17 protein-coding genes are annotated in these 24,516 nt (G+C 74.7%); 8 read left to right on the forward strand and 9 right to left on the reverse strand.

Annotation, left to right across the window (positions count from 1 at the left end; genetic code table 11):
- Positions 1-37 precede the first annotated feature (37 nt).
- Together BMY04_RS09295 and BMY04_RS09300 are read right to left on the reverse strand one after the other, a co-directional pair.
- Positions 38-8,209: a pectinesterase family protein gene (locus BMY04_RS09295; RefSeq protein ID WP_139209805.1), complete on the reverse strand. Its 8,172-nt coding sequence runs from the start codon at positions 8,207-8,209 to the stop codon at positions 38-40.
- A gap of 184 nt (positions 8,210-8,393) precedes the next feature.
- Complete coding sequence (locus BMY04_RS09300; protein ID WP_091179104.1) at positions 8,394-9,647, reverse strand: FUSC family protein; 1,254 nt, start codon at positions 9,645-9,647, stop codon at positions 8,394-8,396.
- Positions 9,648-9,818: 171 nt separating this feature from the next.
- On the opposite strand from BMY04_RS09300, the gene BMY04_RS09305 reads away from it, so the two are divergent.
- From BMY04_RS09305 to BMY04_RS09325, 6 genes are all read left to right on the forward strand, one after another.
- Positions 9,819-10,304 (forward strand): YlcI/YnfO family protein, encoded by a 486-nt coding sequence (locus tag BMY04_RS09305; protein WP_091179106.1) that lies wholly within the window; start codon positions 9,819-9,821, stop codon positions 10,302-10,304.
- Positions 10,305-10,418: 114 nt separating this feature from the next.
- Positions 10,419-11,264: a DUF4097 family beta strand repeat-containing protein gene (locus BMY04_RS23275; RefSeq protein WP_232506218.1), complete on the forward strand. Its 846-nt coding sequence runs from the start codon at positions 10,419-10,421 to the stop codon at positions 11,262-11,264.
- A complete protein-coding gene (locus BMY04_RS23280; RefSeq protein WP_232506222.1) occupies positions 11,261-12,217 on the forward strand; it encodes an ATP-binding cassette domain-containing protein in 957 nt (318 codons plus the stop codon). The genes BMY04_RS23275 and BMY04_RS23280 overlap by 4 nt, the downstream gene beginning before the upstream one ends.
- Positions 12,214-13,047: an ABC transporter permease gene (locus tag BMY04_RS09315; RefSeq protein ID WP_232506223.1), complete on the forward strand. Its 834-nt coding sequence runs from the start codon at positions 12,214-12,216 to the stop codon at positions 13,045-13,047. The genes BMY04_RS23280 and BMY04_RS09315 overlap by 4 nt, the downstream gene beginning before the upstream one ends.
- A 63-nt stretch (positions 13,048-13,110) precedes the next feature.
- Positions 13,111-14,778 carry a serine/threonine-protein kinase gene (locus BMY04_RS09320; protein WP_198410032.1) on the forward strand — a complete coding sequence of 556 codons (1,668 nt, stop codon included), beginning with the start codon at positions 13,111-13,113 and terminating at the stop codon, positions 14,776-14,778.
- Positions 14,779-14,903: 125 nt separating this feature from the next.
- A complete protein-coding gene (locus BMY04_RS09325; protein WP_139209806.1) occupies positions 14,904-15,176 on the forward strand; it encodes a hypothetical protein in 273 nt (90 codons plus the stop codon).
- 22 nt (positions 15,177-15,198) lie between these two features.
- Here BMY04_RS09325 and BMY04_RS09330 read toward each other — a convergent pair whose 3' ends face one another.
- Positions 15,199-16,245 (reverse strand): Gfo/Idh/MocA family protein, encoded by a 1,047-nt coding sequence (locus BMY04_RS09330; RefSeq protein WP_198410033.1) that lies wholly within the window; start codon positions 16,243-16,245, stop codon positions 15,199-15,201.
- A gap of 279 nt (positions 16,246-16,524) precedes the next feature.
- On the opposite strand from BMY04_RS09330, the gene BMY04_RS23520 reads away from it, so the two are divergent.
- Both BMY04_RS23520 and BMY04_RS09340 read left to right on the forward strand, forming a co-directional pair.
- Positions 16,525-17,310 (forward strand): resuscitation-promoting factor, encoded by a 786-nt coding sequence (locus BMY04_RS23520; RefSeq protein ID WP_091179112.1) that lies wholly within the window; start codon positions 16,525-16,527, stop codon positions 17,308-17,310.
- A 69-nt stretch (positions 17,311-17,379) separates the two neighbouring features.
- Positions 17,380-18,717, forward strand: a complete 1,338-nt coding sequence (locus BMY04_RS09340) for a hypothetical protein (protein ID WP_091179114.1) — start codon at positions 17,380-17,382, stop codon at positions 18,715-18,717.
- Positions 18,718-18,810: 93 nt separating this feature from the next.
- Here BMY04_RS09340 and BMY04_RS09345 read toward each other — a convergent pair whose 3' ends face one another.
- The 6 genes from BMY04_RS09345 to BMY04_RS09370 form a co-directional block, all read right to left on the reverse strand.
- Positions 18,811-19,383: a hypothetical protein gene (locus tag BMY04_RS09345; RefSeq protein WP_091179116.1), complete on the reverse strand. Its 573-nt coding sequence runs from the start codon at positions 19,381-19,383 to the stop codon at positions 18,811-18,813.
- A complete protein-coding gene (locus BMY04_RS09350) occupies positions 19,380-20,012 on the reverse strand; it encodes a hypothetical protein (protein ID WP_091179118.1) in 633 nt (210 codons plus the stop codon). Before BMY04_RS09350 ends, BMY04_RS09345 begins: the two co-directional genes overlap by 4 nt.
- Entirely contained in the window at positions 20,009-20,605 is a 597-nt protein-coding gene (locus tag BMY04_RS09355; RefSeq protein WP_139209807.1) for a hypothetical protein, read from the reverse strand. Before BMY04_RS09355 ends, BMY04_RS09350 begins: the two co-directional genes overlap by 4 nt.
- A 73-nt stretch (positions 20,606-20,678) precedes the next feature.
- Positions 20,679-22,805: an RCC1 domain-containing protein gene (locus BMY04_RS22735; protein WP_170854063.1), complete on the reverse strand. Its 2,127-nt coding sequence runs from the start codon at positions 22,803-22,805 to the stop codon at positions 20,679-20,681.
- Positions 22,806-23,043: 238 nt separating this feature from the next.
- Positions 23,044-23,631: a hypothetical protein gene (locus tag BMY04_RS09365; protein WP_139209808.1), complete on the reverse strand. Its 588-nt coding sequence runs from the start codon at positions 23,629-23,631 to the stop codon at positions 23,044-23,046.
- A 113-nt stretch (positions 23,632-23,744) separates the two neighbouring features.
- Positions 23,745-24,479 carry a phosphotransferase gene (locus BMY04_RS09370; RefSeq protein ID WP_139209809.1) on the reverse strand — a complete coding sequence of 245 codons (735 nt, stop codon included), beginning with the start codon at positions 24,477-24,479 and terminating at the stop codon, positions 23,745-23,747.
- Between the last annotated feature and the right edge of the window lie 37 nt (positions 24,480-24,516).

The following is a 24,516-nucleotide window of genomic DNA, read 5'->3' on the forward strand; positions in this document are numbered from 1 at the left end:
GGAGGCGTCGTCGTTCGATGGTGCGGTCGGACCGTGCTCAGGCGGTCGGGTTCCAGCCGTCGGTGCCCGCCAGGTACGCCTTCGCGGTGAAGCTCGCCGCGTCGGCGTCGGAGAGCTGCGGCCGGGTCGCCTGGTTGACGATCTCGGCCCCGGCGCCGGTGTTCTTGTACTCCGAGAACCGCCCGGCGGTCCACAGGGTCACCGTGTCCCAGTCCTTCCACGGCTGCGGCGTGCTGATCGCCGAGCCGAGCTCGGTGCCGCGCACCACGACCTGGGCCTTGCCCTGGGTCGAGTACGGCCGGCCGAGGAAGATCGAGCCCGGGTTGCCGTCGGTGACGATCTTGCTGTCGGTGATCAGGAACCCGTACGGCGACGCCGCGTCGACCGAGGAGTCGGTCAGGGTCGCACCCGGCCGGTTGAGCACGTGGATCGTGCTGCGGTCGATCACCGTGACCGCGCGGCCGAGGACCAGGTCGGCCCCGCCCTCGAGGTAGCTGTTGCGGACGTAGACCCGCGAGAAGGTCGTCGTGTTCGCGGTGGAGACGAGCAGGGTCTGCTTGTCACCCAGCATCCGGACGTTGTCGACGACCTGCTGGTCGCCGGCCTTGATCTGCAGGGCCGTGGCCTGGGCGCCGGCCGCGCTCGCCACGCTGGTCAGCGTCAGGTTCGACACCGTCCAGCCCTTGCCGCTGATCGTCAGCGTCGCCACCGCACCACCCGGTGCGGTGAGCACCGTGTCGGCCGCGTTGGTCGTCGCGCCGACGATGCGGACGCCGTACCGGTTGCCGCTGTCGACGGCCCCGGCGTAGGTGCCGGGCTGCACGAGCACCGTCCGGTAGCCCTGCGTCGTGTAGTCGGCGTTGTTGGCCAGCAGCGCCACGCCGGCCGCGACCGTGGTGGCGTCGCCCGACCCGTCGGCCGCGACGACGACGTCGGCCTTCACCGGCGTGGCCTTGGCACCGGCGGAGGCGTCCGAGGCGTTGCCGGCGGTGTCGTTCGCCCGCACCGTGTACGTGTACGTGGTGCCGACGGTGGCCGCCGTGTCGTTCCAGCGGGTGCCGGTGACGCCCGCCCCGACCACCGTGGCCGGGTCGCTGCCGGAGCTGCGGAGCACGTCGTACGACGCGAGGTCCGCGTCGCCGACGGCCGTCCAGGACACCGTCACCGAGCCCTTGCCCAGCAGCGTGGTCACGCCGGTCGGGACGGCCGGGGCCGTCGTGTCGCCGGCGGCCGAGGTGCCCGTGGCGACCGCGGAGCGCGCCGACTCGTTGCCCTGGGCGTCGACCGCGGTGACCTCGTAGGCGTACACGGTGCCGTTGTCGAGCCCGGTCTCGGTGAAGGTCGCACCCTTGAGCAGCGCGGCGTTCAGCGGGGTGGTCCCGCCGGCGCGGTAGACCCGGTAGCCGGCGAGGTCGGGCTCGCCGTTCGCCGTCCAGGTCAGGACGACCCGGCTGTCCCCGGCGCCGGCCTTGACCCCGACCGGCGCGGCCGGCGGGAGGCTGTCGGCCGGGGCGGCCGTGACCGTCGCCGCGACGGAGGTGTTGCCCGCCGCGTCGACGGCGACGAGCGCCCAGGTGTAGGTCGTGCCGTTGGCCAGGCCGGTGTTGCTGAACGTCCCGCCCGTGAGGCCGGAGCGGACCAGCGTGCCCGGGCCGACGGCCACCGAGGTGCCGACCGCGCGGTAGAGCCGGTACGACGCGGCGTCGGGGTCGACGCTCCAGCCCAGGGCGACGGTGCCGTCGGCACCGGTGGCGACGAGGCCGGCCGGCGTGGCCGGGGCGGTGACGTCGGCCGGGGTGGCCGGGTCGGCGACCGCCGCGTACCAGGTGGGCGCCCCGAGCCAGGCGGCGACCGTGTAGCCGGTCGACGCCGCCGGGCTCAGCTGCGGGCGCAGGTCGGTGACGCCCGCGCCGGCGCCCGAGTTCGCGTACTCCGCGAACCGGCCGTCGACCCACTTGTAGCCGTTGAAGTCCTGCCACACCTGGGCCTTGATCCCGGCGTTCAGGACCGTGTCCCGCACGACGGCCTCGGGCGCGTTGGCCGCCGTCGTCGTGCCCTGCGCGTAGCCCGCGCCGAGCCGGACGTCGCTGACCCCGGCGGCCGGCGCGATCGTCGAGCCGATCACCAGGAACCCGTGACCGTTGGTCGCCGTCGTGCTCGGGATCAGCAGCGTGCCCGAGGTCTTGGTGGCGACGACGCTGGACGCGTGGACCACGAGGGTCGCCCGGCCCAGGACCACGTTGTTCGCCCCCGAGACGGTGGAGGCCTCGATGAGCTGGCGGGACGTCGCGCCCGCGGTGGGGACGTCGGCCCAGACCGTGCGGTCGGTGCTGGTGAGCGAGGTGCGGTCGAGCAGCACCTTGTCGCCGGTCATCGACACGGCGGGGGAGTTGCTCGTCCCCGCGGTGTTCGTGACCGACAGCGCCCGCACGGTCACCGAGGAGCCGGTGATCGTCAGCGTCGGCGTCGCCGTCGCGTTGGTGAGCACGACGTCGGCCGGGTCGCCGGTCGAGCCGAGGAGGGTCACGCCGCTCTTGGCGACGGTGGTCGCGCCGGCGTACGTGCCCGGCATGACCTTGACCAGCCACGGGCCGTTGGCCGGGGCGGCGTCCACCGCGGCCTGCACGGTGCGGTAGTCCCCGGAGCCGTCGGTGGCGACGACCGCGTTCACCGTGAGCTGCGGCGTGGCGCTCGCCGTCGCCGAGGCGGCGGAGACGTGCCCGGCCGCGTCGACCGCGACCACCGTGTAGCCCACGGTCGTGCCGTTCGCCAGGCCGGCGTCGGTGTACGCGGCGTGCGTCAGCGTGCCGCCCACGGGCTGCCCGTCGCGCAGCACCCGGTAGCCGACGACGTCGGGCTCGCCCGACTCGTCCCAGGTCAGCGACACCTTGGCGTCACCGGCCCGGGCGACCAGGCCGCGCGGCGCGGCGGGTGCCGTGTCGGGCGCCCCGGCACGAACCGGGTTCCAGCCGTCGGTGCCGGCCAGGTACTTGCTTGCGGTCGCGTCCGCGGCCTGGGCGTCGCTCAGCTGGGGCCGGTTCCCGTTCTGCCCCCCGGCCGGCAGAGCGCCGGGACCGGTGTTCGCGTACTCGCTGAAGCGTCCGTCGGTCCAGACGTTCGGCGCGAAGTCGACCCAGGGCTGGGCGGTGCTGATGCCCTCGCCGATCCAGGTGTTGCGGATCGTCGTCTGGCCGCGCGAGCTGTCGGGCTGCGTGCCGTCGCCCCAGCCGCGCCACGGACGGCCGAGGGCGAAGGTGCCCGGGTCGTTGTCGCTGACGATGCGGCTGTTGACGACCAGGTAGCCGTACGGGTTCTTGCTGGCCGTGCTCGGGGCGAAGACCGTGCCGCCGTTGTGGCTGGTGGCATGGATCGTCGTCCGGTCGAACACCGTGGTGGCGCGGCCGAACACGAAGTCGACGTTGCCCTCCACGTAGGAGCCGACGACGTACTGGCGCGGGTAGCCGGTGCCGGTCGAGCTGATGTTGCCCTGGGCGTCGGCCAGCACGGTGTCCTGGACACCCAGCAGCCGCACGTTCGAGTAGACCTGCCGGTCGCCGGTCATGCGCAGCGCGACGGCCTGGGTGTTGAAGTTCCCGATCTCGGGGTGCGCGTCCTTGTCGAAGGTGTTGGCGATCGTCAGGTCGGAGACCTTCACGTTCGACCCGGACAGGAACACGGTGTAGCTGCCCGACGTGCCGCAGGTCGTGGCGGTGGTGACCTGCGGGCAGGTGCCCGCCGAGACCGCGGTGCCGTTGGCGTTGTCGAACTCGATCCGCACGTCGCGCGGGTCGCCGGTGGTGCCGGCGACGACCAGGTTGGCCTTCGCCGAGGTGACGACCTCGTGGTAGGTGCCCGGCTTGACCAGGACGACCGTCGGCTTCGCGGCGGTGCCCGGGGTCGCGGCGGTGAGGGCGGCCTGCAGCGAGGTGTAGTCGCCGCTGCCGTCCTTGGCGACGGTCAGGTCGGCCACGAGCGGCTGCGGGTTCGGGGTGACGCTGACGGGAGCGGTGCCGCCGGAGACGTGGCCGGCGGCGTCGACCGCGACGACCGTGTAGGCGTACGCCGTGCCGTTGACGACGGCCTTGTCGGCGTACGTCGGCTTGGCCACCTTTGCGACGAGGTCGGCGTCGGTCATGGCGACCACGCCGCCCTCGGCCCGGTAGACCCGGTACGCGGTGACGTCGGGCTCGGTGCTGTCGTCCCAGCTCAGCGTGACCAGCCCGTCGTCGGCGCCGGCGACCAGGCCGGTGACCGGGGCCGGGGCGGCGTCGGGTGCGGCGTCGACGACCGGGTTCCAGCCGTCGGTGCCGGCCAGGTAGCGCTCCGGCGTGTACGTCGCGGCGTCGGCCGCGGCGAGCTGCGGGCGGTTGGCGTTCGTGGCGCCGGCCGGCAGCGCGCCGGGACCGGAGTTGGCGTACTCGGCGAAGCGGGCGTCCTGCCAGTGCGTCGTCGTGCCGCTGTTGACCATGTCGGTCCAGGTCTGCGTCGTGCTGACGACCGGACCGAGCCAGCTGTCGCGGACGACGACCTGGGCGACCGCGTTCTTGTCGGCGACCGACGTCCCGTCGGCCTGCGTCTGGCCGGGCTGCCAGGGGCGGCCCAGGTTCTGCGAACCGTCCGGCGCGGTGCCGGTGAAGCGGCTCCGCGTGATCAGGAAGCCGTACTTCTGGCTGAGGTCCGTGCTGGCCGCGGTGACCGCGCCGTTCGGCGAGGTGCCGTGGTCGAGCGACTTCAGCACGCAGCCGTCGAAGACGGCGGTCGCGCGGCCGAAGAGGTAGTCGACGTCGCCCTCGACGTAGCAGTCGTGGAAGTACTGCCGCGAGGCCACGGCGGTCCCGGCGCTGTTGGCGTACAGGGTGTCCTGGTTGCCGAGCAGCCGGATGTCGTCGAAGACGAGCTTGTCACCGGTGGAGCGCATCGCCACGGCCTGGCCGTTGGCGTAGGTCCCCTCCTTGTACGCGTTCTCGACCGTCAGGTCGCGCAGCGAGTCACCGGTGCCGGTGACCAGGAGCGTGGCGCTGCCGGACGTCCCGTACGTGGCGGGCGTGCCGTCGTCGTTCTTGCCGCCGGTGGGCGTGCCCGCCGCGCGGTTGCCGGTGATGACGACGTCGGAGGCCGTGCCGGTCGAGCCGACGACGGTCACGTACGGCTTGGCGATCGTGAGGTACTCGGCGTAGCGGCCGGGCACGACGGAGATCACCGTCGGGTCGGCGACCGTGCCGGCCGGGGCCGCGGCGAGCGCCGCGCCCAGGGTGGCGAAGGTCTTGACCCCGTCCGCGTGGGCCGGGTCCACCGTCAGGTCGACGACCAGCGGGGCGGCGGCGATCGTCGCCGTGACGGCCGGGCTGCGGCCCGACTCGGCGCCGCTGCGGCTGAGCGCCGCGACGGAGTAGGCGTACGTCGCGCCGTTGACCGCGGTGGTGTCGCTGAACGCGGGGCGGTCGACCGTGCCCAGGGCGGTCTCGACGCCGTCGGCCGAGCGGTAGACCTTCCAGCCGACGACGTCGGCCGAGCTGTCGTCGGCCCAGGTGAGGTGGGCGACGCGGTTGTCGGTGGTGACGGCCAGACCGGCCGGGGCGGCCGGGGCCGCGGTGGAGGCGCCGACCATCGGGGCCCAGCCGTCGCTGCCGGCGAGGTACTTCGCCGGGGTCGCGTTGGCGGCGTTGCTGTCGGTCAGCTGCGGGCGGTTGGCGTTGACGGTCCCGACCGGCAGGGCGCCCGGGCCGATGTTCTTGTACTCGCTGAAGCGGGCGTCCTGCCAGCGGAAGTTGACCTTGGTGCCGGAGGAGTCGGCGGTGGCCATGTCCTCCCAGGGCTGGTCGGTCGCGATGGCGCTGGGCAGCCAGGTGTTCTTGACGACGACCGAGGCGATGGCGTTCGGGTCGGCGCTCGGGTGCCACGGGCGGCCGAGGTGCACGGTTCCGGCGGCGGCGGAGGAGACGACCTTGCTGTCGACGATCAGGAAGCCGTACTTGCTGCCCGTGTCGGTGCTGGCCGCGGTGATCGCGCCGTTGTCGCTCTTGCCGCGGTCGAGGGAGTGCAGCGTGACGCGGTCGAAGACGGCGTTCGCCGCGCCGAAGAGGTAGTCGACGTCACCCTCGATGTAGCTGTTGACGTAGTACTGCCGGATCCGCGTGGTCGGCTTGGGGGTGTCGGCGAGCAGGGTGTCCTGGTTGCCGATCAGCCGGACGCCGTCGGCGACGAAGCGGTCGCCCTCGACGCGCAGGGCGACGGCCTGCTGGCTGGTGATCTCGGGGTGCGCGGCCTCGTCGAAGGCGTTGACGACCGAGAGGTTGGCCAGCTTGAGGTTCTTCGCCTCGGCGAAGACGGTGTAGCTGTTCGCGGTGCCGTACGGCTCGCCGTCGGTGGGGTCGATGGTCCCGGAGGCGGCGTCGTAGGTGATCACCGTGTCGCCCGGCCCGGCGCCGGTGCCGTGCAGCGTGACGTTCGGGCTCGAGAGGCGCAGCTTCTCGCGGTACGTGCCCGGCGCGATGTCGAGCGTCCAGCTCTCGAGGTTCGTGGCGGGGATCGTGGCGAGAGCGGCACCGATGGTGGCGAACTGCCCGTTGGGGCCGACCGTGATCGTCTTCGTGACGACCGGCAGCGCGACGGGCGCCGTCGTCGAGGTGGCGTAGACGACCGTGGAGGCCGAGGAGAGGTTCCCGACGACGTCCTGCGCGGTGATCTTGTACATCGACTTCACGCCCTGCGGCGCGCTGGTGTCGGAGAACCGCGGGGTCGCGGTCACGGCGGCGGCCGTGGCGGTCGCGAGCAGCGGGTAGGTCTTGCCGGCGTCCACCGAGCGGTAGACGTTGTAGCCCGCGACGTCGGTGTCGGTCGGCGCGGCCCAGGTGAGGTCGATGCCCGCCTTGGTGCTGGCCGTCGCCTTCAGCGACGACGGCGCCTTGGGGGCGACGTTCGGGTTGTTGGCCGTGAGCGAGACGTACGACGAGACGTTGCCGCTGGTGTCGACGGCCCGGATGCGGAAGTACGCGACCTTGCCCTCGGTCACCGACGGGTCGGTGAAGGTGGTCGGCACGAAGGGCTTGTCGGCGCCGAGCAGCGTGACGTAGTCGCCGGCGCCGTTGCGCTTGAGCACGAGGTAGCCGGCGAGGTCGGACTCCTTGTTGGCCGTCCACGAGACCGTCATGCCGCCGCCGTTCGCGACGACGACGGCCTTGGGGGACGACGGCGTGGCCGGGGCGGTGGTGTCCTTGGCCGTCGTCGCGGAGACCGTCGCGGCCGGGGAGGACCCGACCGTGTTTGTCGCGACCAGGCGGTAGTAGACGGCCGCGCCGGCCGGGGCCGTGGTGTCGGTGTACGACGTGGCCGTGGCCGCCGGGGAGGCCACCGTGGTGAAGGTCCCGGTGCTCGAGGTCGAGCGGGACAGCGTGTAGCCGCTGAGGCTGCCGCTGGGGGCCGTCCAGGTCAGGGCCACGGCGTTCGCGCTGCTGACCGTGGCCTTCAGGCCGGTCGGCGCCGCAGGTGCGGTGCTGGGGGCCGGGGCGGCGGACGCCTTGGCGTAGGCGCTCGCGGCGGAGGAGGTGTTGCCGGTCTTGTCGACCGCGGTGACGCGGTAGTACGAGGTGGCGCCGGCCGGCGCGGTCGCGTCGGTGAACGCGGAGGTGGTGACGGGCGACGACGTGAGCGTCGTGTACGTGCCGCTCGAGCTCGAGGACCTGGCGACCTTGTAGCCGGCGAGGTCCGGCACGACGAGGTCGGCCCAGTCGAGCGCGATGCCGCCGCTGGTCGCGGTGGCCTTGAGGCTGCTCGGGGTGCTCGGCGCGGCCGTGTCGGTGGCCTTGAGCGTCATGACGCTGGACGGCTTCGAGGTGTTGCCGGTCGTGTCGCGCGCGGCGACGCCGTAGTAGTACGTCGTGCCGGCGGTGGCCTTGGCGTCGGTGAAGGACAGCGACGTCGTCGTGCCGATGGCGTCGGTGGCCGGGACCAGCGTCTTGCTCGTCGAGCGGTAGACGACGTAGGTGCCCAGGTCGGAGGCCGAGACCTTGCCCCAGCTGATCTGGCTGCCGACCCCGCCGTAGTAGACGGCCTTGAGGCTGCTCGGCACCGACGGCGGTGTGGTGTCGGCGGCCGAGGCGGACGGCGCGAGGCCGATCGCGAGGCCGGCGACGGTGGCCGACACGACTGCGGCACGGACGAGGCCGCGGGCGGGTCGGACGAAGGCGTGCATGGGCGCGCCAGAGCGCATACGAGTGTTCTCCCCCGAGAGTGTGGTGCAGCCTCGCCCCCGAGGCCGCGAAACACCCCACGAAAGTTGCGGGATGCTGAGAAAAGTATGACAAGGGGTTGGGTAGTTGACAAATGAACTGCCTGTGACGAAGACCTCTCCGCCGAGCCGTTTGACGACGGATGCGGCACGGACCGGCAGGCCCTCAGCGGCGGCCCCGGTGTCGTCGTCGGCGGGGTACGTCGGGTGCCGAGGTCCAGCGCAGGCGCGGTCGCGCCGACGGCTGCACCAGGTCGAGGTCGAGCTGGGTGAGGATCTGGTCGACGGCGGTCAGCACCGACCCCTGGACGAGCCACAAGTCCGGGTGCCGCCGCGGGTCGACGTCGAGCAGCAGGAGCTCGGCGAGCACCGCCCGTGACTCCCGCACGATGTCCGCGAGCCGGTCCACGACCGGGCCCGGTGGGGCGGGACGGTGGCCCGGCTGGGCGCCGAGCACGTCGCCCAGCGCGCGCAGGCCGTCGGCGAGGTCGTCGAGGACGACGGCGTACGCCCGCCGCAGGTCGGCCGCCGCGGAGTCACCGGGTGCGGCGGACGGGTGCGGCGCCGCGGCGACGGCGCCGATCAGGGTCTGCTCCGCGGCCAGGCAGCGGTCCAGCCGTTCCACGGCCGACAGGAGCCGGTCGTGGACCCGGGCGGTCGTCAGGGCCCGGGCGTTGAGGGTGCGGCTCTCCTCGGTCGCGCGGACGGCGGTCGACGCGACGGCGATCTCGCGGTCGATGTCGCGGACCCAGTCGGACCACGCCGCCACCTCCGCGGGGTCGGGCGCGCTCCCGCCGAGGGCGAGGGCGACCTCGTTGAGCAGCGCCGCCTGCGAGCGGGCCACCCGCCGCACGGCCTCCGCGGCCCGCGCGTTGGGGATGGCCACCGGCGCGACGAGGCTGAACCCGACCCCCACGACCGTCCCCACCAGGGTGAGCCCGATGCGCACCTCGGCGGCCAGCTCGGGCGCCGACACGGCGAGGATGAGCATCGCGCTGATCGGCGCCTCCAGCGACTGCTCGGCGAGGCGCAGCACCTTCGCCAGCACGAGCGAGGCGGCGATGACCAGCGCCAGGCTCCACCACGTCAGCCCCACCGTGGCGCCGACGGCCACGGCGACCAGGACGCCGGTCAGCACGGCGCCGACGCGGACCAGCCCCATCCGCAGCGTGCCGACGGTCGACGCCTGGACGACGAGGAGGGCCGTGAGCGGGGCGGTCAGGTCGACCGCGCCGGCCGGGATGAGCTGTCCCGCGACCACGTACGCGACGACCGCGGCGATCGTCAGGCGGGCGACCTGGACGACCGTGGGGACCAGGCGGCCCGGCACCTGGGACCAGGTGGTCGGCGAGGTCGGCCACCACCACCAGAGCAGCGCGCGCAGCCGCGAGCGGAGCCAGCGCCCGACGCGTGCCACCATCCCGTCCCCCTGCCCGAGCGGACGCAGGTCACGCTAGAGGACTCAGCCGGTGCGGGCGGGCTTGGTCGGCCGGCCTCCTACGGGCGGCGTGTCGATCTGCGTCCTGCGAGAACAGGCGCGCTGACACCACTCCTGCTTGACCTGACACCACCGTGGTGTCATCATGGTGTCATGGACCTCGGGACGTACGTCGACGACCTGCAGCGCCAGCTGGCGCGGACGGCGGAGCACGGCACGGAGGAGGTGCGGGCGGCGGCCGAGCGGCTGGCCTCCCAGCTCGACGCCGCCACCCGGGTCGTGCTGCTCGACGCCCTGTCCGCCGCGGCGGGGGAGATCACCCGCGACCTCGCTCCGAGCGCGGTGGACCTGCGGCTGCGGGGGCGTGACGTCGAGTTCGTCGTCAGCGGCCTGGCCGCCGACGCCGGCGCCGACGAACGCCCCGCGAGCAGCGTCGACCTCGACGACGTGAGCACGTCGCGGACCACGCTGCGCCTGCCCGACGCGCTCAAGGCGCAGGTCGACGAGGCCGCCGCCGCCGACGGCGTCTCCGTCAACGCCTGGCTGGTCCGTGCGGTCGCCGCCGCGCTCCAGCCCCGGCAGCGCCGCTCGACCCGGAAACGGTCCGGCGGCGACAGCTTCGCGGGATGGGCGCGCTAGCCGCCCCGCCCGCACCTGACGCCGCGGCGACCCACGCCGAAGCGCCTCGACCCAGCAAGGCCCCAGCCCCGGAACGCCCGGGGCGGGACGAGCACGCCCTCAGGAAGGAACGCCATGCCCACCTACCCCACCTCCGGACCCGTCGACCTCGCCGTGAACATCCAGGTCGGCGCCCTCGAGGTCGTCGCCTCGGACCGCGCCGACGCCGTCGTGACGGTGGTCCCCACCAACCCCGACAAGGAGGTCGACCGCCGCGGCGCCGAGGGCACCGCCGTCGAGTTCGACGGGCAGCGCCTCACCGTGGTCACGCCCAAGCCGCGCTTCAGCCTCGTCGGGCCCGGCGAGTCGGTGGACGTCCGCGTCGAGCTGCCCGCCGGCTCGCGGCTGACCGCCGAGCTCGCGCTGGGCGGGGTGCGGACCAGCGGCCGGCTCGGCGCCACCCGGGTCAAGGCCTCCTCAGGACGGGCGCACCTCGGCACCACCGGCGACCTGTGGCTGCGGGCCGGTCACGGCGCCGCGTCGGTCGAGGCGGTCGAGGGCACGGCCGAGATCACCGCCGACCACGGCAAGATCACGGTCGGCCGCGTCGCCGGGGACGCGCTGCTCAAGGCGTCGCACGGCGACGTCGTCGTCGGCGAGGCCGACGGCGACGTCGACGCCCGGCTGTCGTACGGCGACCTCGACGTCACCCGGGCGGGCGCGTCGGTCACGGCGAAGACCGCGTACGGCAGCATCACGCTGGGCGAGGTCTCCAGCGGCGCGGTCGAGGCCGAGAGCGGGTTCGGCGAGGTCGTCGTCGGCGTCCGCGAGGGCGTCGCCGCCTGGCTCGACCTGTCCTCGAAGAACGGCCGCGTGCGGAACGGGCTCGACGCCGACCGCGCGCCGGGCGGGGGCGAGCAGGCCGTGGCCGTGCGCGTCCGGACCCAGTTCGGCGACATCGACGTCCGGCGGGCGTCGTGAGCGCGCCCGCGATCGAGGTCCGCGGGCTGCGCAAGTCCTACCGCGGCCGGAGCGGCGACACGGTCGTCCTCGACGGCGTCGACCTCACCGTCCCCGCCGGCCACGTCGCCGCCCTGCTCGGGCCCAACGGGGCGGGCAAGACGACGACGGTGCACATCCTCTCCACGCTCCTGCGCCCGGACGGCGGCACCGCCGTGGTCGACGGGCACGACGTGGTGCGCGACCCCGACGGCGTCCGGGCCGCGATCGGCCTGACCGGCCAGTTCTCCGCGGTCGACGGGCTGCTCACCGGCGAGGAGAACCTCGTCCTCATGGGCCGGCTCCGCCACCTCGGCACCGCCCGGGCGAGGGCGCGCGCCGCCGAGCTGCTGGAGCAGCTCGACCTGGTCGGGTCCACGCGCACCCCGCTGGCGACGTGGTCCGGCGGCATGCGCCGCCGCCTCGACCTGGCGATGACCTTGGTCACGCGGCCGAGGGTGCTCTTCCTCGACGAGCCCACCACCGGCCTGGACCCCCGGAGCCGCCGGACCATCTGGGACCTCGTCCGCGGGCTCGTCGCCGGGGGGACGACGGTCCTGCTCACCACCCAGTACCTCGCGGAGGCCGACGAGCTCGCCGACCAGGTCGTCGTGCTGGACGGCGGTCGGGTCGTCGCCGACGGGACGCCAGAGGAGCTCAAGCGGCTCGTGCCCGGCGGCCACCTGCGGCTGCGCTTCGCCGACGGGGCCGTGCTCGCCGCGGCGGCGGCCCAGCTCCGCGGCTCCACCCCCGACACCGACGCGCTCACGCTCACCGTCCCCTCGGCCGGGGGCGTCCGGCCCCTGCGCGCCGTCCTGGACCGGCTCGACGCCGCCGGCCTGGAGGTCGACGACCTCAGCACCCACAGCCCCGACCTGGACGACGTGTTCCTCGCGCTGACCGGCCGGCCCCAGCCCCAGGAGGACCGCTCGTGACCACCTCGCTCGCCCCGCACCTCCCGGCCGCGCGCCGGAGCCCCGGCTCGTACGCGCTCGTCGACGCGGTGACGATGCTGCGCCGCACCCTGCTGCACGTGGTGCGCTACCCGGGCCTGTCGGTGTTCACCATCGGTGCGCCGGTGGTCGTGCTGCTGCTGTCGGTCTTCGTCTTCGGCGGCACGCTCGGCGCGGGCCTGCCCGGCGGGAGCGCCGGCGGTCGCGGCGCCTACCTGGCGTACGTGGTGCCCGGGATCCTCGCGCTGACGATCGCGGGCACCGCGGGCGGCACGGCGATCACCGTCGCGATGGACATGACGGAGGGCGTGACGGCGCGGTTCCGGACCATGGCCATCTCCCGGGGCGCGGTGCTCGCCGGGCACGTCCTCGGCGGCACCGTCCAGGCGCTGCTGGCCGTGGTCCTGGTCCTCGGGGTCGGGGTGCTCGTCGGCTACCGGCCCGAGGCCGGCCCGGGGCACTGGGTCGCGCTGGTCGGCGTGGTGCTGCTGGTGGCCCTCGCCGTGAGCTGGGTCGGGGTCGGCATGGGGATGCAGGCGCGGTCGGTCGAGACCGCGAGCAACCTGCCGCTGCTGCTGACGTTCCTGCCCCTGCTCGGCAGCGGGTTCGTGCCGACGGCGTCGCTGCCGGCCGGGATGCGGTGGTTCGCCGAGCACCAGCCGTTCACCCCGGTCACGGAGACGGTGCGCGGCCTGCTGCTGGGCAGCCCGGCCGCCCCCGACCTGCTTCTCGCGCTCGCCTGGTGCGTGGTCCTCACCGCCCTGGGGCTGGTCTGGTCGCTGCGGCTGTACGAGCGCCGTTCGCTGCGCTGAACCCCGGGCGGCCGGTGCCGTAGGCTCGGGCCGCTCTGCAGGTGGACGACGAAGGGGGCGCCGGTGGCCCAGCCGCACGCCCTCCTGGCCGGGCGCTACCGGCTCGTGCGGCAGGTGGGCCGGGGCGGCATGGGCGTCGTCTGGGAGGCCCGCGACGAGCGGCTCGAGCGGCCCGTCGCGGTCAAGGTGCTCCGGCCGCAGGTGGGTCTGAGCGCCGAGGACGCGGAGCTCGCCAAGAACCGGGCGATGCGCGAGGCGCGGATCACCGCCCGGCTGCACCACCGCAACGCGGTGCCCGTCTTCGACGTCGTCGAGCACGAGGGCCAGCCGTGCCTGGTCATGCAGTACCTGCCGTCGGTCCCGCTGTCCGCGGTGCTGCGCGAGAGCGGGCCGCTCGGCGTGCACGAGGCGGCCTCGATCGGGGCGCAGGTCGCCTCGGCGCTGGCCGCGGCGCACCAGCTCGGCATCGTGCACCGCGACGTCAAGCCCGGCAACATCCTCGTCACCGACGACGGGACCGCCCTGCTGAGCGACTTCGGGATCTCCCACGCGCTCGGCGACGCGACGCTCACCTCCACCGGGCTCGTCCACGGCACCCCCGCCTATCTGGCGCCGGAGGTCGCGCGCGGGGCCGACTCGAGCCACGCCTCGGACGTCTTCTCCCTCGGGGCGACGCTGTACGCCGCCACCGAGGGCGGGCCGCCCTTCGGCACCGACGCCAACTCCATCGCCCTGCTCTACCGGGTGGCGTCCGGCGAGTTCGCGCCCCCGGCGCGGGCCGGCGCCCTCACCCCCGTGCTGCTCGACATGCTCCGCAGCGACCCCGAGGCCCGTCCGCCCATGCGGGAGGTCGCCGCGCGGCTGGCCGCGGTCGAGGCCGGCGACGCCGAACCTCCCGCCACCGCGCCGGCGGCGGGTGGCGTGCCCGTGGCCGACGACGCGACCACCGCCGTACGAGCCCGCTCGGCGGAACCCGCGCCGACGCTCGCGGCGTCGCCGCCGACCCTGGCCGGACCGCCGACGTTCGCAGCGGCCGCCGCGGCGCCGGCGCCGGCACCGGTGGCGGGTGTCCGGGCGGCCGGGCCGCCGTCGCCGGGAGGGCCTGGCCCCGTACGGCGCTCGCGTGCCGGGCGGGTGGTCGCGGCCGTCGCGCTCCTCGTCGGGCTGGTCGTGCTCGGAACCGTCGTCCTGACCGGGCAGCTCGGCCGCGGCGGGACCGGCACCGCCGCCGACCCCACCGGCGGGACGTCGGCGCCGGCCGCCTCGCCCGCCGGTTCGCCGTCGGGCTCGGAGCCGTCCCCGGAACGCTCGACCTCGAGCAGCCCCTCCGACGAGCCGTCGGCCTCCCCGACGCCCTCGGCGTCCCGGACGACGCCGTCGCCGAGCCCGACCCCGACCGAGGGCTCGGGCGAGCCCACCGCCCGGGAGCTCTCCGCCGCCATCACCCGCTACTACGGGCTGGTGCCCGACGACACCGACGAGGCGTGGGGGCTGATGACGTCGGACTACCAGCGCACCAAGTCCGGCGGGCGGCAGGCGTACGAGCGGTTCTGGGGCCAGGTCGACGACGTGAAGGTCAGCAAGGTCAAGGCCGACCCGCCGTCGCGCGTCGAGGCCACCTTGACCTACGACCGCGGCGGCAGCGTCTCGGTCGAGCGCACCACGTTCCGGATGGTCCGCGACGACGGGATCCTCAAGATCGCCGACTCCGACGTCGTCGGCGCCGGCTGAGCCCGGTCGGAACGACCTCTCGACCGTTCCGCCGGCCCTTGCCCCCGGGCGCCGGACGGTGGCAGTCTCCGAAGGGCTCAGGCGTCTCGCGGACGGCGGGCGCCGACGAGGCACAGGGGGATCCGATGAAGCGTCTTCTGGGTGTGGTGCTCGCGGGGCTGGCGGTGAGCGCCGTCGCAGCCGGACCGGCGCAGGCCGTCGGACGACCGACGGACGGGTGCTCGCGGGGCTACGCCCTCACGGCCGTCTCCGTCCTGCAGGACCTGGCGCAGCAGACGCCGGACGCGTTCTTCGTCGAGATGGACGAGAACGGCGACGGCTACCTCTGCAACAAGTTCCTGCCGGACGCCGCCACCAACGTCGGCGTCATCCACGACAACCACGTGGCCGGCCACTGACGGGGGAGCCGGGCGGCGCGACCTAGCGGACGACCGCCGCGACGTCGACGGTCCGACCCTCGGCGGCGCTGAGCCGGGCGGCGTCGAGGACGGTCGCCGTGGCCACGGCGTCCCACGGGTCGACCGGCACCGGCCCCTCGCCGCGCACGGCCGCGGCGAACTGCGCGTAGTACTGGTCCCAGCGCCCGCGCTCGCTGGCGACGACCTCGTCGGAGTCGCCGAGGTGCAGGGTGCCCCACGCGCTCTCGGGCTCTTCGCCCCACGCGTCGCCCTCGCCGGCCGGGGTGCGTCCGGCGACGAGCGCGGCCTCCTGGCCGTCCATCGGCTCGGTGACCACGAAGCTGCCCGCCGTACCGCTGACCCTGAACCGCGGTCCCGGCGCACCCTGGCGCCAGGCGCCCGACAGGTGCGTGCTCATGCCGCTGGTGTGGTGGAGCAGCACCCGGACGTCGTCCTCGGCCTCCGGCCCCACCTCGTGGGTCTCGGCGTACACGCGGTCGACGGGGCCGAAGAGGAACAGCGCCTGGTCGACCAGGTGGCTGCCGAAGTCGCGCAGCAGCCCGCCACCGGCCGCCGGCGGTGCGGGGTCCGGGGCCCAGCGCTCGAACGCGGACTCGAAGCGGCGGACCTCGCCCAGGCGTCCCTCGTCGAGCACCCGCCGCACGGTCAGCAGGTCGGAGTCCCAGCGCCGGTTCTGGTACGGGCTCACCAGCACGCCCTCGCGCTCGGCCAGCTCGACCGTCGCCCGGGCCGCATCGGCGTCCAGGGCGAAGGGCTTGTCGCAGACCACCGGGACGCCGCGGCGCAGCAGCTCGTCGGTCACGGCCGAGTGCGTTTCCGCCGGCGTGCTCACCGCGACCGCGTCGACCCCGGCCGCGACCAGGGCGTCGACCGAGTCGTGGACGGCGACCCCGGGGTGCTCCGCCGCGACCTCGGCCCGGCGCTCGGGGGAGCGGGTCACGACGCCGACGAGCGCGCAGCCCGGTGCGCCGGCGATCAGGGGCGCGTGGAAGTAGCGACCCCCGAAGCCGTAGCCGACCAGCCCGAACCTGACCACCGCGTCTGACACCCGGGGATCGTACGGGCGGCCCCTGGTCACGCGCCGAGGCGGGCCCATGGCTCCGCCCGCCGAGCCTCCCGCCACGGGTTCCGGACCGCGGTGACCGTTCCTGGGCCGCTCTCTGGAACGCAGGCCGTCAAAATCGGAGGGCGCAAGGAGGCGCACCGACCCGAGACCGTGAAGTTGCCAAACCGTTATCGATCAGGGCAGGCTCAGGCCTTCTTCAGGGTCGAGTCGTGATCTTCACGGGCCGGCACGGCCTGCCGGACACGACCCACAGGGGTACGCATGCCCAGGATCACGACCTTCCTCGCCGCCGCGGCGGCGACCACCGCGCTGCTGGCGGGCGGCCTCAGCGGCACCGCGGCGTACGCGGACACGCCGAGCCCTGCGCCCACCCCGACGTCGACGTCCACGCCCGCGGCGACCGTCGCGACGATCCACCTGCGCTACGCGGCGAAGGACTCGACGGTCAGGGTGACCGACGCGGCCACCGTCGGCGACGCGATCGCCCAGCTCGGCCTCGCGGTCGACGGCGACGACCGGGTCTCGCCGTCGCGGGGCACGGCCGTGACCAACGGCATGTCGCTGACGATCGACGTGGTGACCGTGACGACGACGAAGGTCAAGAAGACGGTCAAGTACAAGACGGTCAAGAAGAAGACCAAGTCGATGATGAAGGGCCACAAGAAGACCGTCCGCAAGGGCCGTACGGGCAAGGTCACCACCACGACGACGGTCACGACGGTCAACGGCGAGGCGACGACGGTCGTGACGACCAAGGTCAACCGCAAGGTGCGCAGCAAGATCGTCAAGGTCGGGACCAGCAAGCTCAACCTCAAGCGCATGAAGCAGTGGAACAAGATCGCCAAGTGCGAGTCGGGCGGCAACTGGCACATCAACACCCACAACGGCTACTACGGCGGCCTGCAGTTCAGCCTGTCGACGTGGAAGTCGGCGGGCGGGCGCAAGTTCTCGAAGTACCCGAACAAGGCGAGCAAGAACGAGCAGGTGCACGTCGCCAACACGCTCTACGCCAAGCGCGGCTTCAAGCCGTGGAGCTGCAAGCCCTGACCCGGCCGGTGCCCGGGGCCCCGCACGAGGTCTGGGCGGAGACCCGCCCGGTCGCGTAACGTGCCGCGCGTGGCGGCCCTGGGTACCGAGACGCTGACCGAGGTCGCGGGCCTGGCCGCCGGCACGCTGCGGCTGCTGCGGCGCCGCGGCCCGGTGCTCGTCGGCTGGTTCTGCCTCGGGTGGGCCATCCACCGAGCGGGGCTGTTCGTCTCGGCGCTGCTCGGCGTCGACCACGCGGTGCTCGCCAACCTGGTCTTCGTCCTGGCCGTCGTCGCCGAGCTCGTCGCCCTGGTGGTGATGGTGCACAGCGTCCGACCCGAGCTCGACGTCCCGGAGACCTCGGACGACGACGCCGGCGCGCCGACCCCGGTCGGTCCGGCGGGCCTGCTGCCGCCGTCCCTGCTCGCGCAGGAGCGCACCCTCGACGTCGTCACCCTGGCCGTCGGTCCCTTCCTCGCGGTGTACGCGGTGTGGGGCTTCCTCGACGACGAGGTGTCCGCGCTGTTCCAGAGCAACTACGTCGTGCAGGGCCTCGGTGGCGTCCAGGACTGGTCGATCAGCCTGGTCCCCGCACGGCTGCCGCTCTACCTCGGCCTCGCCGCGGGCGGTTGGGTGCTGCGCGCCCTCGTCCGGCTCTGGCTGCGACGTCGGCAGTCGTCGTCCGTGGCGGGCGTGGTCGGGCTGGTCGCGGAGGGCGTCTGGGCGCTCAGCGTGTTCGTGGTCCTCCTGGTCGCGGCACGCGCCGCGCGCGAGTGGCTGCAGGGCCGGGTGGTGTGGGCGGAGCTCGCGGCCGCCGGGCAGGCCGTGCTCGCGTGGCTGCCCGACCTCACGCTGCCCTTCGGCCCCACGCTCCGTGAGGCCGCCCGAGCCGTGGTCACGGAGGCCCCGGGCGTGCTGCTCACCGTCGTCGGGCTGCCGCTCATGTGGCTGGCGCTGACCGCCGTCGTCTTCGGCTGGCGCGAGGCCTCGGCCGCCGACGCCCTCGGCGCCCGGGCCGCCGGCTGGGTCGGCCGCTTCTCCGGCGTCGCCAGGACGCCGTCGGGCCGCGTCCTGCTGCTCGCGACCGACGACCTGCGCACGAAGTACCTGCCGGTCCTGCTCGCCCTGCGCGTCGTCGTCCGCGCCGGCGCCCGCACGATCGGGGCCTACCTGCTGCTCGCCACCGCGCTGCAGGCGCTCGACGGGCTGCTCCAGATCGGGCTCACCCTGCTCGCCGGTCCGCAGCCCGTGGGCCGCACCCTGCTGCTCGAACCCGTCGAGGACCTCCTCGTCTCCGCCGTCGTCACCGCGACGTCGGTCGCGCTCTACGGCGCGGTCTTCGCCCGCGCCCTCGGCGTCGAACGCCCCCTGAGCCTGTCGAAGGGCCTCGGCGTCGAACGCTCCCTGAGTCCGTCGAACGCTCCCTGAGCCTGTCGAACGCTCCCTGAGCCTGTCGAAGGGCCTCGAAGAGGTCAGCGTCCGGCATCGACGAACCGCACCGCCGCTCGCCCGCCCGACGGCCTAGGGCTCGAACGCGACCGTGGGTCCGTCCCGGACCGCCATCCGCGCCGACAGGTGCCCGGCCGCGGCAGCTGGGACGACGAAGCTGAAGCCGGTCTCGTGCGCGACGTCGTAGCGCAGCGGCGACTCCTCGGTGCCGGCGCAGCCGAACGAGGCGGGGCGGGCCGCGAGGGTCGTGAAGTCGGAGTCGGTCTGCCACACCGTGGCGCCGTCGTCCTCGGTCAGGGTCGCGTCGCAGTAGTGCTCGTCGAGCGCGACCGAGCGGTCCAGCACGGTCTGGCTCACGACGACCAGGACCAGCAGGGAGCCCGGCGGCCCCTGCGCCGGCGGGTCCTTCGGGTCCTTCGCCGGCAGCGTCGGGGCGACCTCGAAGCGTTCGAGGCGGTAGCGCACCCCGGCCAGCTCGGCCTCGGCCCCCGGGCGCAGGGTGACCGCCGGGACGTGCGGGGACAGCTGCGCGTACGGGTACCAGCCCGTCACTCCCGCCACGACCAGGGCCGCGGCCCCGCCGACGACGGCGAGCCTGAGACCGCCCGACCAGCGCGACGCGGTCCCGTCGCGGCGTCGCCTCACGTCGTCGTCACCGAGGCCGGTGCGGGCGTGACGGTCTCCGGGCTGACCCGGACCGTACGGCCCAGGCCGAGGTCGAGGCGGATGGCGTCGGTGTAGCCGTCCACCGACGCGGCGTCGGCGTCGACGACGAGCTCGGCGCGCGGCAGCCGGTCGGACGGGACCTCGAAGACCAGCGTGGCGTGGCGCGTGAAGCCGGGCTGCGTCTGCGCCAGCCCGGCCGAGGAGAGCTCGGAGCGCGGGGCGTACTCCTTGTCGTCGGCCGTGCGCAGGTAGACGTGGTTGAGCTGGGCGACGCGGTGCCGGACCGCGACGTCGACCTGCGCCACCACGAGGGCCTGGCGGCTCGCCAGCACGTCGCCGTAGCCCGGGTCGACGGTTCCGACGACCGCGACCGACGTCACCCGGGCGCTGCGGTCCGGCGTGACGGCCCAGGCGCCGGGGCCGGCGTCCGACCAGCGACGGCGCAGCTGCTCCGACGGGTCGGGCGCCGCGACCGCCACCGCCACGGCGAGCACGACGCAACCGAGCAGACCGAGCACGGGTCGCAGCGCGGCGGGGACGTGCCGCCGGGGCACCGAGGAGGCGGGCGTGGCGGGCGTGGCGGCGACCTCGGGAGGCGGCGCCGTCATCGCGTGCGGCTGTCGGTCACGGGGACGTCGACGTGGCCCAGGGGGTCGGTGACCTGCCACTGGTCGGCGTAGAGGAAGTTCTGCGCCTCGCGCTCGTCCCTGACCACCACCTGCACGGTGGCCGGGGCGGGGACCCGCGGAGTGGTCTCGTCGGCCCCGTCGGGCCACACCACCTCGAGCGTCGCCGGGCGCTCGACGTCCGGGTCGAACCCGCCCGAGTAGGCGCCGGCGGCGACGGAGCTGACGTCGGCGGCCGGCGGGGGACCGCCGGGCACGACGACGTGCACGAGCCCGGAGCTCAGCAGCGGCTCGGTGGCGTCACCGGTCCAGGTCGCGCGCAGCCGGACGCGGAGCGTCGGGGCCGAGGGGCTGCCGTACGACGTCGTGTCGACCAGGTCGACGCCGTCGACGACGAGCACCCAGCGCGCCAGCACGACCGGCTCGCCCACCGCGAAGCGCCGGGGCCCGACGCCGGGTGCCTTGGCCAGCCCGCCGGTCGCCGCGACCAGCCCGACCAGGAGCACGACCACGACGAGCGGGATCCAGCCCAGGGCGGTGCGCCGGCGCGGCGTCCGAGCTGCGGTCGGCGACATGATCACCGCAGCCTCTCACGCGAGCGGGGTCGTTCCGGTCCGCCGCGACGGGCCGTGCGGCCGCGCGGGCCGCTCAGCCGCACACGCCCGGGATCTCGACGGCCGTGTAGCCCCAGCTCGCGGCGGCGGCCCGGTCGCCGACCGTCACGTCCGTCCCCGCCGTGGTGGCGGCCTTGACGCGCTGGACCCAGAGGCCGCCGCGGGGGGACCTGAACGTCTTCTCGTGGACGACCTTCTGGCCCGAGGCCGGCTTCGGGTCGTAGCGCGAGCCATCGGCCCGCCCGACCGCCCAGACCACGGACCCCGAGCTCCTCGGCCTGACCGTCACCTGCGGCGCCGACCCGGTCCCGGACCGGGAGCCCGTCCGCGTGACGGCCGGGCCTGCACCGCGGAACCCGGCGACGGTGACGCCGACCGTCGCGCCGGGCCTGCTGAGGTCGACGCTGACCCGGGTCCGCTCGACGCGCGTGGTGGCGTACGCCTGCCACACCTCGGTGCTGCCCGCGTCGCTGGTGCCGCGCCGCACCAGGGTCCAGGTCAGCCCGCCGCCGCTCACGCGCGTCACGGACTGGGACCCGTGGGCCGGGCGGTTGACGGAGACGAAGGCGAGCAGCAGCTCCGGCGACCGCGCGGTCGTGAACGCCGGGCTGCGGACGACGCCGTCGGTGTCGCGGCGGTCGGCGCTCACCGCGAAGTCCCGCTTCGGGGTCGAGGGGACGCAGGTCGGCGCGGCCACGGTGAGCGCGACCCTGGCGACCGAGGAGGTGGAGGTGCCGTCGGAGACGCGGTAGGTGAAGGCGTCGGTCCCGCTGAAGCCGTGCGCGGGCGTGTACGTCAGCCGCGGGCCCTGGCCGGACAGCGTCCCGTGGGCGGGGCGGCTCACGACGGTGTAGGTGAGGGCGTCGGCATCGGGGTCGCTGCCGGCGAGGGTGACGGGCGTGGGGGAGTCGTGCGCGACGGCGACGGTGAGGTCCTTCGCCGTCGGGGCTCCGCTGACGACGCTCACCGCGGCCGCCTGCGTCGTGGCGGTCCCGGCCAGGTTGCGGAACACGGCGCGGAACAGGGCACCGTCGTCGCTGCGCGTCGGGGTGAGGGTGTACGTCCGGCTGGTGGCGCCGCGGACGTCGGCGAAGCTGCCGCCGGGCGCGGCGCGCTGCCACTGGACGGTCGGGGCCGGGGAGCCGCTGGCGGCTGCGGTGAAGGACACCGCCGTACCGGGCTTGACCGTCGCCGACGCCGGCGACGAGGTGACCACCGGGGCGTTCGCGCGGGTGAGCACCACGTTCCAGGAGAAGCCGACCGCGACGGCCGTGACCCGCTGGCCGGTCAGCGAGGTGGGGACCCTGGTCTCGCCGAAGTCGTCGCGGCCCCACGCGGTGACGCGGCCGTCGGCGGTGAGGGCGAGGCTGTGCCACACCCCGGCCGCGATCGCGGTGACCTTCTGGCCCGCCAGCGACGACGGGACGTTGCGCTGGCCGTACTCGTCGTCCCCCCAGGCGACGACCTGGCCGTCGGAGGTCAGGGCGAGGGCGTGGAAGTCACCGGCGGAGATCGCGACGACGGTCTTGCCGGCGAGCGAGGCCGGGACGGTTGTCGTGCCCCACGCGTCCCACCCCCAGGCGGTGATGCGACCGTCGCTGGTGAGCGCCAGGCTGTACTGCGTGCCCGCCGCGATCGCGGTGACCGTCTTGCCGGCGAGGGACGCGGGGACGGCGGTCGCGCCGTCGGAGTCGTCGCCCCAGGCCGTGACCCGGCCGTCGGAGGTCAGCGCCAGGCTGTGGCCCACACCGGCGTCGATGGCGGTGACGGTCTTGCCCGTCAGCGAGGCGGGGACGTCGGTCTGGCCGCGGTCGTCGTTGCCCCAGGCGGTCACCCGCCCGTCCGAGGTCAGCGCCAGGGCGTGCTCGCCGCCCGCGGAGATGGCGGTCACGGTCTTCCCGGTCAGCGACGCGGGGACCTTGGTCTCCCCGTGCTCGTCCAGGCCCCAGGCCACCACGCGGCCGCGCGGCGTCAGCGCCAGCCCGAAGTACTGACCGGCGGAGACGGCCGTGACGCCATCGGTGTTGAGCGACGCCGGCGCCCGGAGCGCGAGGGTGTAGCCGCCCCAGGAGGTGACCGCGCGGGCCGGACCGGCCGCCGCAGCGGTCGTCGTGGCCCCGACCAGCAGGCTGAGCAGGCACAGCACCGCCGCCGCGGCCATCGTGGCGCCGCGGTGCCGCGGACGAGGTCTCGCGAGCGGGAGGGAGTGGGGGAGGACGGACCGACCTCGGGACATCAACGGTTCGCTTCCGTCGGGGTGCGGCACCGTCACGCACGTACGCCCAGGCGTGAATCGGCCCGAGGCCAGCAAAATAGCAGAACGAGGGGTCTCCGACCGTTGCGCCGCTCGGGGGGTCGGCAGGGATCAGGAGGGAGAGCCAGGCACCTCGGACGACCCGTCAGGTGGCTCTCGTCAGGGCGACGACCGCGGCGAGGAGGGCCGCCACCACACCGTCGAAGGCGAGCGGCAGCATGCCGACCCAGTACGCGGGTACCGGGGCGAGCCGGTAGAAGACGAGGTAGCAGGCCAGCCCCACCAGCGCGGCGATCGCGGTCGCCGCGAACCAGAACAGCGCGGCCGGCCGGTCCAGCATCCCGGCGCTCCGCAGCGCGACGCCCGCGGCGACCTGGGCGGTCGTCCAGAGGACGATCAGCGGCAGCTCGGTGGTCACCGGGCGGTGGGCGTACGTCGAGGTGACGTGGATCAGCAGCGCGCCGACGAGCACCCCGCCCACGACCGTCGCCGCCACGGCCAGGCCCGAGGCCCTCGGGAGGAGCACCGCGATCCCGACCCCCAGCAGCACGATGCCGCCCAGGCCGGCGAGGACCGCTCCCGCGAGGAAGGGGCCGCCGTGGAACGGTGCGCGCCCGGCCGGTCGGTACGTGACCGACCACCAGACGAGGTAGCACGCGCTGCAGACGACCAGCAGGAGCTCGCCGACGACCAGCACCAGCGGGCCGGCCCCGAGCGTCTGCACCCTGCCCATCGCGCCACCCTAGGGGAGGTCGCGGCACCTCCCCGGTCGCCGGAGCGCGGGCCCGTCCCGGGCGGCCGAGCCTTCCGGTGGGTCCCGTGCGCCGGGGACGTCGACCGTACGGGCTAGGTGAGCAGCCCCGTCTCGCCCAGCATGCGGCGGGCGTGGTGGAGGCCCTGGAGGTTCTCGGACGGGTCGTCGATGCCGGTGCGGTCGTCCTCGGCGAGGCGGATCGAGAAGTACGCGGCCTGCACCGCCCCGCGGAACCGTCGCAGCGACGGCAGGTGGGTGAGGGCGTCCCTGCTGACGTCGTCCGGCGCGAGCTCGAGGTAGCGCTCGAGGAAGGGTCGCCCGGCGTCGGGGCCGCCGAGGTACATCAGGGCCGACGCCACGTCGTACAGGAGCGGACCCTCCCCGGCGCCCGTCCAGTCGATCAGCGACGTCACGCCGCTCGCGGGGTCGTGGAAGAACGCCTCCGGGGCCACCAGCACGGCCGCCATCCGCCGCTGCTCGTCCGGGCCGGTGCCCGTCAGGGGGCGGCCCGGCACCTGGTGCAGCAGGGCCACCCGGCCGTCGCCCAGCGGCGCCGACAGCACGCCCGTACGGGTCGGTCGAGGTGCGCCGGTCGACAGGCCGAGGCCGGCCAGCTCGCGGGCGACGGCCGAGCCCGCGTCCAACGCGGCGGCCGCGTGCGCCGGCACCCACTTGGCCACGACGCCGCTCGCGCCGGGCAGGTGGACCTCGACCACCACCGAGCCCATGCCGACCGGCCCCACGACCCGGCCGATCGCGTCGGGCGCCACGCCCCAGTGCCGCACGAGCACAGCGGGCAGGCGCCGCGTCAGCCCGGCTTCGTCCACGCCCGGACGCTACTCCCCTCCGGCCGTCCGACCGGGA

It is taken from the genome of Microlunatus flavus, assembly GCF_900110855.1.
GTDB classification, from domain to species: Bacteria; Actinomycetota; Actinomycetes; order Propionibacteriales; family Propionibacteriaceae; genus Microlunatus; species Microlunatus flavus.

Coding starts and splice junctions, on each gene's coding strand:
- BMY04_RS09295 (WP_139209805.1), bottom strand. CDS start 8,209: ATGCGCTCTGGCGCGCCCATGCACGCCTTCGTCCGACCCGCCCGCGGC.
- BMY04_RS09300 (WP_091179104.1), bottom strand. CDS start 9,647: ATGGTGGCACGCGTCGGGCGCTGGCTCCGCTCGCGGCTGCGCGCGCTG.
- BMY04_RS09305 (WP_091179106.1), top strand. CDS start 9,819: ATGGACCTCGGGACGTACGTCGACGACCTGCAGCGCCAGCTGGCGCGG.
- BMY04_RS23275 (WP_232506218.1), top strand. CDS start 10,419: ATGCCCACCTACCCCACCTCCGGACCCGTCGACCTCGCCGTGAACATC.
- BMY04_RS09325 (WP_139209806.1), top strand. CDS start 14,904: ATGAAGCGTCTTCTGGGTGTGGTGCTCGCGGGGCTGGCGGTGAGCGCC.
- BMY04_RS23520 (WP_091179112.1), top strand. CDS start 16,525: ATGCCCAGGATCACGACCTTCCTCGCCGCCGCGGCGGCGACCACCGCG.
- BMY04_RS09350 (WP_091179118.1), bottom strand. CDS start 20,012: ATGACGGCGCCGCCTCCCGAGGTCGCCGCCACGCCCGCCACGCCCGCC.
- BMY04_RS09355 (WP_139209807.1), bottom strand. CDS start 20,605: ATGTCGCCGACCGCAGCTCGGACGCCGCGCCGGCGCACCGCCCTGGGC.
- BMY04_RS22735 (WP_170854063.1), bottom strand. CDS start 22,805: ATGGCCGCGGCGGCGGTGCTGTGCCTGCTCAGCCTGCTGGTCGGGGCC.
- BMY04_RS09365 (WP_139209808.1), bottom strand. CDS start 23,631: ATGGGCAGGGTGCAGACGCTCGGGGCCGGCCCGCTGGTGCTGGTCGTC.